Annotated in this window: 7 protein-coding genes and 1 tRNA gene; 6 read left to right on the top strand and 2 right to left on the bottom strand. The window is 62.4% G+C overall.

The features are described from left to right. From NW857_RS11015 to NW857_RS11005, 3 genes are all read left to right on the top strand, one after another. Positions 1-1,072 (top strand): spermidine synthase (locus NW857_RS11015; RefSeq protein WP_414368946.1); only part of this gene is annotated, 1,072 nt, incomplete at its 5' end. 136 nt (positions 1,073-1,208) lie between these two features. Beyond that, positions 1,209-1,832, top strand: coding sequence for an NADPH-dependent FMN reductase (locus tag NW857_RS11010; RefSeq protein WP_414335151.1), 624 nt, complete (start codon positions 1,209-1,211; stop codon positions 1,830-1,832). Positions 1,833-2,011: 179 nt separating this feature from the next. Beyond that, positions 2,012-4,891, top strand: coding sequence for a GAF domain-containing protein (locus tag NW857_RS11005; RefSeq protein ID WP_414368944.1), 2,880 nt, complete (start codon positions 2,012-2,014; stop codon positions 4,889-4,891). A gap of 10 nt (positions 4,892-4,901) precedes the next feature. Here NW857_RS11005 and NW857_RS11000 read toward each other — a convergent pair whose 3' ends face one another. Further along, entirely contained in the window at positions 4,902-5,873 is a 972-nt protein-coding gene (locus NW857_RS11000) for an energy-coupling factor transporter transmembrane component T family protein (RefSeq protein ID WP_414335149.1), read from the bottom strand. A gap of 156 nt (positions 5,874-6,029) precedes the next feature. Between NW857_RS11000 and NW857_RS10995 the strand changes: the two genes are divergently transcribed. The 3 genes from NW857_RS10995 (at position 6,030) to NW857_RS10985 (ending at position 9,166) form a co-directional block, all read left to right on the top strand. Beyond that, positions 6,030-7,193, top strand: a complete 1,164-nt coding sequence (locus NW857_RS10995; RefSeq protein ID WP_414335148.1) for a GuaB3 family IMP dehydrogenase-related protein — start codon at positions 6,030-6,032, stop codon at positions 7,191-7,193. Between the two features lie 34 nt (positions 7,194-7,227). Then, positions 7,228-7,299, top strand: a tRNA-Val gene (locus NW857_RS10990). A gap of 286 nt (positions 7,300-7,585) precedes the next feature. Continuing rightward, a complete protein-coding gene (locus NW857_RS10985; protein WP_414368942.1) occupies positions 7,586-9,166 on the top strand; it encodes an iron uptake porin in 1,581 nt (526 codons plus the stop codon). A 127-nt stretch (positions 9,167-9,293) separates the two neighbouring features. Here NW857_RS10985 and NW857_RS10980 read toward each other — a convergent pair. Next, the coding region (locus tag NW857_RS10980; protein WP_414368940.1) for a DUF6671 family protein at positions 9,294-10,034 on the bottom strand (741 nt) is incomplete at its 5' end.

Here is a 10,034-nt window from a genome sequence, read left to right as displayed (position 1 = left end):
CTCTTGGGTGTCGATTGCCGTGCTGGTGGTGCGGGTGGGCCTGTGGCTGGGGCTGGGGTTGCTCTTGCCCTTGCTGCTGTTGCGCTTTCGCCTGCCGGCGCTGCTTCACCGCGGCTCCGCCGTGGGCTTAGCCTTGGGGTGGGCGGTGCTGGTGTTCACAGGAGAGGGCAAGAGGGGATGGCTGCGGCGGCTGGGGACGATGGCGGGGTTGGTTGTGCTGCTGGGGCAACCCTGGCTGATGCCGGGACTGCAGGTGGTGGCCAGCCAGCGCAGCGCCTTTGGCCTCAACCGAATCGTGGAATACCAGACCGAGCAGGGATCCTTCCGCAGCCTTCTGCACGGCACCACCCTACACGGCAGCCAAAACCTGGATCCCCAAAAGGCCCTGCAGCCGCTGACCTATTTCGCCCGGTCTGGGCCGGTTGGGCAGGTGTTTGCGGCGTTTAGAGCTCAGGCTGCGGCTCTCCGGCCCGCCATTGCGGTGTTGGGGCTGGGGATCGGCACGTTGGCCGCCTACGCCCAGCCGGGGGATGAGTGGACGTTTTTCGAGTTGGATCCCACCGTGGCCGACTGGGCGGGCCGCTACTTCTCCTATCTCGATTGGGCCAGCCAGCAGGCGCAGGTGCAGGTCATCCTCGGCGATGCCCGCCTCAGCCTCCAGAGGATCCCAGCGGGCAGCTATGACTTGATGGTGATGGATGCCTTCAGCTCCGACGCCGTGCCGGTGCATTTGCTGACCCTAGAGGCCCTGACCCTCTACCTAAGCAAGCTCAAGCCCCAGGGTTGGCTGCTCTTCAACATCACCAACCGTCACCTCAACTTGGCCCCCGTGTTGGCCGGCCTGGCCGGATCCCTGCAGCTCCAGGCTTGGCAGCAGGCCCACCGGGATCTGTCCTCTGACCAGCAACAAGCAGGGCTGGCCCCCTCCCACTGGGTGCTGATGGCCAACAACCCTGGAGCTCTGCAGGGCTGGCAGCCCCTTCTGCCCCAAGCCGGAGATCCGGTCTGGAGGGATGATTTTTCCAACCTGCTGCAGGTGATCCGTTGGCCCCAGATCCCCAGTTCCGAGTAGGAATCGGACTGTTCGACCCTTGGGCGAATGCACCAGCCTTAGGCAGCCCCGCAGCTCAAACAATCTTTACAACGCAGAGTTGGTATGAGTTATGATTGTTTGAAACGTAACTAATGCCTGCTCAGGAGCTCAGCTCATGTCTCCTTCAACTTTGCAAGCCCTTACTGTCAATTCGCAAGCCGTCATGGCTGAAGCCTCTGGGGCTCGTTTCGTGGCCATCGGCGGCAGCTTGCGGCCCAATTCCTTGACTTATCAAGCGCTGGAGGTGGCGCGGCGCGAGTTTGAGAAGCTGGGGATCCCCTTGCACATTCTCGATCTGCGGCAGATGAAGCTGCCCTTTGCGGATGGCTCGGAATCCTACGCGGACTATCCTGATGTGGCGCTTTTGCAGGCGACCATGAAGCAGGCGGATGGGATCCTCTTGGCCAGCCCGGAGTACCACGGCGGCATCAGCGGCAGCCTGAAAAATGCCCTGGATCTGTTGCGTTTTGAGCACCTGGAGGGCAAGGTCTTCGGGTTGATCAGCGTTTTGGGCGGTGAGAGCAACAGCAACACCCTCAACCAGATGCGCTTAATTGTGCGTTGGGTGCATGGCTGGGCGATCCCGGAGCAAATCGCCATTGGTCGGGCTTGGAGCGCTTTTGACGAGCAGGGCAATCTCAAAGACGAGAAGCTACAACAGCGCTTTCAACACTTTGTCCACAGCTTGGTGACCCACACCCACAAGTTGCGGGGGATCCCAGTAGTAAGGCCTTCCTGAATACCTGCAGGCCCTGGCTGCCCCTGTTGCTACCCAGCCCCTCAGCGGGGGGTTATAGTTATTCCCAGCCAGTGCAAGTCCTTTGCATGGCTCTTTAGCCAACTTTTTGGCAAAGAAGAGGAGGAGTTGAGAAGGTTTTATAGGGCATTGGCTAACCTGCAGAATCAATCCACACGGGTATGGTTCAGTCTGTTCCCCCTTATTCCGATAGAGCTGGATCCCTGTCTCCCTGGGTAGCTCTGCAAGTAACCTTGCAACAGATGCGGGAGCAGAGCGATGCCAACGCCCTCATTCAGCTCACGCTGGAGTATGTCAGGGCGGTGTTTGGGGCGCCGCTGATCTGGCTTGCTCTTTACGACTATGCCAATCACCAGTTGGTGGGCCAAGGGGGGGTGACCCTGCGGGAAGACGATCAAGCGCTCTTGCGAGCTCTGTATCCCCTGCAGCCGGGGGAGATCCTGGAGCAGGTGGTGATCGAACAGCGGCCCATCAGCGTGCCCGATCTTTCCCAGGAGCCGCGCATGGGCCTTTGGCAGCGGGAGGCCAGGCGCCTGGGCGGGATCCAGGGCTGCTTCATCTATCCCTTCTCGGCGGTGGGGCGGCGGCGCTGCCTGGGGATCCTGATGCTGGGATCCCAGATGTGGGGAGTTACCACCCGCGAGGACGAAAAGGCCCTGCTGGGGATTTTGCTGGGGCAGTTGGCGGCCTCGCTGCAAGAGCTAGAAAACGCTTGGCAACAGCAGACCGAAAAGCGCCTTGAGGATCTACTTCTGAGGTTGGGAACGGCGATGCGCCAGGCGGGATCCCTGCAGGAACGGGTCAGCCTGGTGAGGCAGGAGCTGCAGACGTTCCTGGGCGCCGTCCATATTCAGGTGTACTGGCACGAGCGCAGCCAGGGGCGGTTTGTTCCCCATGGAAGCGCCGCTAGGCCCAGCCAGCCACCCACTCCTGCCCCCATGTCCAGAGAGGCCAAAGCGGGAGCAGCGTCGCCAAAAGATGGCGGCCTTTCGCTGCGGGAATTGGGGGACATGTACTACACCCTCACCGATGGCCAGGTGGTGGTGGGCGGCACGGGGACGACCCGCTCTGAGGTTCCCCCCAAGCTGATGCAGCAGTTGCGGGCTCAGGCGGTTTTGGCGGCCCCGATTTTGCTGGAGAGGGATCTGCTGGGGTTTATCTGGGTGCAATCGGAGCTGCCCCGCACCTGGCAAGCGGTGGAGCGACAGTTGGTGGCCGCTGCCGCCAATGGGCTGGCCTTGGCCGCCCCCCTGGAAAATCTGGATCGCCGCATTCGCCAGTTGGCCGACGACCAAGAGTTTGTCCACCAGGTGGGCCGTTCGCTTTACAACCCAGCAGAGCTGCAACAGGCTCTCCAGCAAGCGGTGGTTGGCCTGGGGCAGCGCCTGAAAGCCGCTGTGGTGGCCGTGTTGACGGTGGATCCCGACAGGCCCATCCCCCGCCTCTTCTACGAGCACCGCAGCGAAGGCAAGCAGGCTTTGCCGCCGCAGTTTAGCCCCTTGAGCGAGCAAGACTGGCAGGATCTGCTGCGCAGCGAGGTGGTGGTGGCAGAAAACTACGACCAAGATCTGCGCCTGCTCTCTTGGCGGCAAGAACTGGCCCCTCTGGGGGTGCGCTCCCTCATGCTCACCCATACTCGGGTCGGCGGCGCCGTCAGCAACGCTGTCTTTCCGGAAGGGCTGCTCCTGGTATTACACCCCCAGCTACGGGCCTGGAGCCGGGAAGAACGGCAACTGCTGCGCGGGATCGCCCAACAAGTGGGGTTGCTCCTGCGGCACCTCCAATCGGAACAACAGCGACAACGGCAAGAACAACTGCTCAGGGGCCTGATCGCCACCTGTCTGGCCCTGCAAAACCTGAACACCTCGCCCGTTGGCGACAGCAGTATAGAGTCCTTTCTCTACACCACCACCGCTCAACAGACGGCCCAATTGCTGGGGATCCCGTTGGCTCTCGTAGTCAGTTGGCAGCCGGGGGAGAGCCGGGCCCAGTTACAGCCGCCCTTTGCTGCTGCCCCTGAGTTCTGCCCCAGCGGAGCCACCGAGATCGACCGCCAGGATCCGCTGCTGGCTTATGTGCTGCAGGCGGGGGAGCCCCTTCAGCTTGCCCAAGAAGAGATCCCGGCTGCCAGCCGCACCTGGCTCAATTCTGCCGGCCTGGGATCCTGGCTGCTGGTGCCCTTGGGCGAGACAGATCCCTCTCTGCCGGAGCCTCTGGGGGTTTTGATCCTGGGGGCAGAGGCAGGTAAGGTTTGGGATCCCGACGAGCGGGCGGCTGTGATGTTGATCGCCCAGACCTGCGCTTGGACGCTGCGGCGCTTGCTTTGGATGCAAACTTTGCAAGAGCAGCAGGAGGTGCTCAGGGAGTTGAACTGGTACAAACACCGCCGCCTGCTAGACCTACAGAATGCCCTCCTGGACGGCCTGCGCCGCTTGGGTCAGGTGCCGGAGATCCCCGGCGACGAAGCCACCCGCTGGCAAAAAGTGGTGGAGATCGGCAAGGGGCTGCGAGAGCTGACGGTCTCCACAGAGCCGTTGTTGCAGGCGGAAACCTGGCAGATCCAGCCACAGTTGCAGTCGGTATCTTTGGCTACTTTGGTGCGCAAAAGCCTGCGCCGGGTGGAGGGCCTGACCCAAAAACGCAAGCTGTGGCCGCGGGCCCATGGGGACATGAGTCTGGCCATCCAGGGGGATCCCGGACGCCTGGAGATGGTGCTCTGGGAGCTGCTGGTGGCCGCCGCTTTGCGCAGCCCGGAAGGGGGGCGGCTGGATCTGTGGAGCCAGGCTGGCGAGGGCTATGCAGAGCTGCTGGTGGTGGATCAGGGCAGCTTTGACCCTCACCTGGCAGCGGCACTTCAGTTGGAGCCGGAGCGGGTGATCTACGCGGATCCTTTGCTCAAGTCGCCTTTGGCGGCCAGCCCCGGCCTGGAACTCAGCTTATGCCAACGGGTGGTGCAGCGGATGGGAGGTCAGCTCTCCTTCTATCTGTCTGGGGATGGGCGCTCCGTTTCCCGACTGCTCCTGCCGCTGAGCCCAGCGTAGAGCACAGCCCTCAGGAAGACAAGATCCTCAGCAGCCAAAACAGGGGCAAGAAGGCCAGCACCCCTCGATCCAGCCGCCGCAGTTGTAGGCGGTGCCAGCGCAGGGGATGGTCGGGGCCGGTCAGCCCACGGGCTTGCATGGCCATGGCCATCTGTTCGGCCCGCAGGAGCAAGTTTTCAAAAAAGCGCTCCACCAGGGCCAGCAGGGTTTGCATCCCGCCCCGAAAACTGAGGGATCCCCAGCGCACATCCCGAGTTCGCACCGCCCGCACCAGGTTTTGCACCTCCTCCATCACCAGCGGCAAAAAGCGCAGCGCCAAGGTGAGGGTGAGGATCACCTCCGCAACCGGCCATCCCCAGCGCTGGCAAGGTTGCAACAGTTGGCCGATCCCAGCGGTGATCTCCTCTGGGGCGGTGGTCAGCAAAAACAAGTTGGTGGCATAGAGCAGCGTAAAGATGAGGGTGCCCAGCCGCAAGGCCACCGACAGAGAACGGCGCGACACCTGAAAGGTTCGCCCCAACAGGGACAATTGAACCAAGCGGTAGCGATAGGGCGTTGGCCAGGCACGGGTTTGCTCGCGCCAGGCGCGGTCTGGGGATCCCTGTTCTGCAGCCAGGTGAAGGCTATCGCGAACGCCGGGGATCCCGGTCAGCCCATAGCCCACCACCTGCACATCCTGCCGCTGCGGCTGCGGAAAGACCCCCAACCCATCTGGGGCCAAGCTGGTGATCCCAAAGGTGAGCAGGCTGAGAGCCAACACCAGAGCGAGTTGGCCTGACCAAACCCGGCGCGGCAGACGGGCTGCCACCGTCAAGAGCAAGAGAAGTGCCACCACCGCCAGGCGCCAGCCATTGCCGGCCAAAATGGGACTGAGCAGGAAGCTGAGCAGCCAGGCCAGCTTCACGCGCGGATCCAGGCAATGTAGCCAGGTGCGAGGCTCTTCCAGATAAATCCCCAGCGGGGCATTGCGCAGGATATCCACGATCGGGCAAGCGGGAAACAGCCTATCTATGTAAGCTACCCGACTCCGACCGCTGGGCGGTATTCAAATCACGGCCAAGAGAACACAACCCTCACTAGCCTTGGATCCCCCCTTGGCGGCATGATAAGAACGAGGGATCCGCAGAACAAGGCAAAAATGGACGTGCAACTGGGCCGCAATCGGCAGGCAAGACGCGCTTATGGGCTGGATGAGATCGCGCTGGCACCAGGCAGGCGAACTCTGGATCCCAGCCTGGTAGACACCCACTTCACTCTGGGAGGGATCCAACGGCCCATCCCCATCATCGCCAGCGCCATGGACGGCGTGGTGGATGTCAAGATGGCGATTTTGCTCTCCAAGCTGGGGGCGATGGGCGTGCTGAACCTGGACGGGATCCAAACCCGCTACGCGGATCCCGACGAGGTGCTGGATCAGATTGCTGCGGTCGGCAAAGACGAGTTTGTTCCCCTGATGCAGCGCCTCTACAGCGAGCCCGTCAAGCCGGAGCTGATCCAAGAGCGCATCCGCCAGATCAAAGCCGCCGGCGCCATTGCCGCCGCTAGCTGCGTGCCCGCCCATGCGGCTGAATATGGCCCCCTAGTGGCGGAAGCAGGCGGAGATCTCTTCTTCGTCCAGGCCACCGTGGTTTCCGTCCATCACAAGGTGCCAGAGGGCATGCAAAAGCTGGATCTGGCCGCGTTCTGCCGCTCCATGCCCATTCCCGTGGTGCTGGGCAACTGCGTCACCTACGATGTCGCCCTGGAGCTAATGCAAGCGGGAGCTGCCGGCGTCTTGGTGGGCATCGGCCCCGGCGCTGCCTGCACCTCTCGCGGCGTGCTGGGGGTGGGAGTACCTCAGGCCACCGCCATTGCCGACTGCGCTGCCGCCCGCGACCAGTTCTTGGCCGAAACCAGCACCTACGTTCCCATCATCGCCGACGGCGGCCTGGTGACCGGCGGGGATATCTGCAAGGCCATCGCCTGTGGGGCCGATGCCGTGATGATCGGATCCCCCTTGGCTCGCGCTCAGGAGGCGCCCGGTCGCGGCTTTCACTGGGGCATGGCCACCCCCAGCCCCGTTTTGCCCCGCGGCACCCGCATTCGCGTGGGATCCACCGGCACCCTGGAAGAGATCTTGCGCGGCCCCGCCCGCCTGGATGACGGCACCCACAACCTCTGGGGCGCTCTGCGCACCAGCATGGCCACCCTGGGCGCCGCCAACCTCAAGGAAATGCACCAGGTGGCGATCTGCATTGCCCCTTCCCTTTTGACCGAGGGCAAGGTGTACCAGAAGGCGCAGAGCCTGGGCATGGGGAAATAGCCCCTCAGGAAATGCTAGACTCAGGGAGCCGAGGGGGCGGTTAGCTCAGCGGTAGAGCGCCTGCCTTACAAGCAGGATGTCACTGGTTCGAGTCCGGTACCGCCCATCCCCGCCTTAGCCCGTGGCTCAGCTTCAGGATACACCCGCTAGCCAGGGCCGGATCCCTGAGGTAAAGTAATGGGTATAGGGCCTGGAGCGTCTGCCGCCCTTGAGCCTCGCATTGAGTCTCGCTCAAAAAGTGTGTAAAGTGGTAGACGATGTAAGACAGGGCTGTACTATGTTCTTCTAGAATTCGCAACTGTCAGGCTCGCTCTAGAGTTGGGCAGTTGGGCATCGCTAGGAGACGTTGCCACAGCTAAACAGGTGTGAGGACAAAAAACAAGGAGAGAAACATGCCCGCGAAACACACGAACTACTGGAAAACGCTGCTGGCTGGCACCCTGGGTGCAGCGGCAGTCTTAACCCCTGGAGTGGCCTATGCCCAAGCTACAGGGCCTGTCACCTCCATCTCTGAGCTTTCCGATGTGCAGCCCACCGACTGGGCATTCCAGGCGCTGCAATCGCTGGTCGAGCGCTACGGCTGTATTGCCGGCTACCCTGACCGCACCTTCCGCGGCAACCGGGCCATGACCCGTTTTGAGTTTGCCGCCGGGATGAATGCCTGCTTGGATCGCATCAACGAGCTGATCGCCGCCGGCCTGGCCGACAAGGTTTCTAAGGAGGACTTGGCTACACTGCAGCGGCTGCAGGAGGAGTTTGCCGCCGAGCTGGCAGCCCTGCGGGGACGGGTAGACGCGCTGGAAGCCGACGTAAATGACCTGAAGGGCAAGGTCTTCAACCCGGTCACCAAGCTGAATGCCCAAGTGATCACCGCTGTCCTGGGCAGCGCCCTCACCGACGACCGGGTGGTCAACAACAGGGTGGTGGCCGAGCAGAATCAGGCGAACATGACCCTGCCCTACCGGGTGCGCTTGAACTTCGACGCTTCCTTTGCTGGGCGTGACCGTCTGCGCATTCGTCTGCAGGCTCGCGATGCGGTAACCACCTTCTTCGCAGGGGATCCGGGCGTTGGCTTCCAAGGGGGTGGTGGTGGCACCTTCACACTGGCCCAGTTGGTCTATCAGTTCCCTGCCTTTAACCGCGCTGCCACCATCTACGCCGGCATCACGGGCACGGGGGTGTCCAGTGTCCTGCAATACAGCGTCCCCTTCGATGCCCTCTCCGACTTTGCCGACCTCCCCAACTCCACGGGAGATGTGCCCAGTGGCACGCTGTTTGGCTTCCGCTATCGCCTCGGCGACCAGTTTCGTCTGGCCTACGCCTACAGCACCCGCGGCGGCCAGACCTTGGGCAGAGGTTTCGGTGACAGCGGTTTGACCGGTAACGACAGCGCTCACACGGTGGAGCTGGGCTTTCTGCCGACGGAAAATCTGGAGCTGTATTTGCAATTTGCTTCCACCTATCTGCAGGACGCTAGCCGCGGCCCCGGTTTCCTGGCTACCGGCAGCAGCCTTTTCCGCGGTCCGCTGCGCCGGAATGACGTCACCCCCTCGGCTCGGGTCAATGCCTTTACAGTGGCTGCCAACTGGGAGCTGAGCCCCCGCATTATCCTGTCCGGCTGGTTTACGGCGGGCAACGTTGACTATAACCTGCCCAATGTGGTGCCGGCTGGCACTATCGATCCGGGCGATGAAGACTTCAACGGGTTCTTGCTTGGTTTTGCCTTCCCGGATCTCTTCATTGAGGGTGCCAAGGGTGGTGTAGTCTTCGGTCAGCCGATCGTGACCACCGACAATGAGGGTGTGTGGGATACCCGGCCCTTCGTCGTGGATGTCTACTACAGCTTCCCGGTCAACGACTACATTACCTTGACGCCCGCTGCCTACTTTGTGAGCAATCCCAATGGGGGCAGGCCAGGGGACAACGACCCGACCATCGGTGTGGGTGCTCTGCGGGCAGTGTTCACCTTCTAACCCCTTGCTCTCCCGCCTAGGTTAAAAACAACGGAGGGATCCGCCGCGGCGGATCCCTTTTTTGATGGGAAGTTTCCCAAGCCTTGCCCTGGAAGACATCGAGCAAGTTGGAGCGGGCGCCGGGAAGCTAGGGGTTACAAAAGGCGCACTGAGCCGGATCTGCCCAGGTCTCTGCCACAGGCTCGGTGTGGGTGTGGGAACAGCGGGCACAGCCATACACCCACGCCTTGGTTACAGGGGTGGGGGCACCACACTGGCCGCAGGGCAGCCCAGGCAGCGCACGGATGCGCCAGTAGCCGGGAGTGCCGCAGGCGGGGCAGAGGCTTTGGGCTTTGGCGATGAGGTTTTGGGTGGCTGCCGCAATCACCTGCAGGCGGGTTGGGTTGTACAGGGCCCGCATATCGGTTTCCAGGTGCAGCCCTCCCTGGCGGGCCAGCAGCTCCTCCACCACCTGCTTTAGGGTTGCTTCGTCTTGGATCCCTTTGTGGATAACTTGGGGCTTTTCCGGCCGGTCGAGGGCGATCAGGCCGTGCTGTGGGAACCCCACCTGTCGGGCAAAGTCGAGCGCTTCTGCCCAGCTCTGCACCCAGCGATGGCTGAAATTGGTTTGGGTGCTTTCTGCGTAGCCCACCAGCTCCAAGGGATCCGCGTCAGGTTCAAAAACCTTGAGCATGACCCACTCCTGGTTCCAAGGGATCCAGGGAAGCTGGGGGTGGGGGCCGAAAGATCCCTCGCTGGCCAAAACCAAAGAGGCAGGACAAACTTGGCGGGCTCTCTCAATCTTTAGGCGTAGGGTGTGGATGGGATCCCCCGGTCGGGGCCGCTCCCGTGAGAAGGTGCCCAGTTGGTCGGTGTCGAGAGGTATCAC

Source organism: Synechococcus sp. H55.9, assembly GCF_047462355.1.
GTDB lineage: Bacteria > Cyanobacteriota > Cyanobacteriia > Thermostichales > Thermostichaceae > Thermostichus.
Note: the sequence above shows the minus strand (reverse complement) of the source record. Positions and strands in the feature narration are given on the sequence as shown.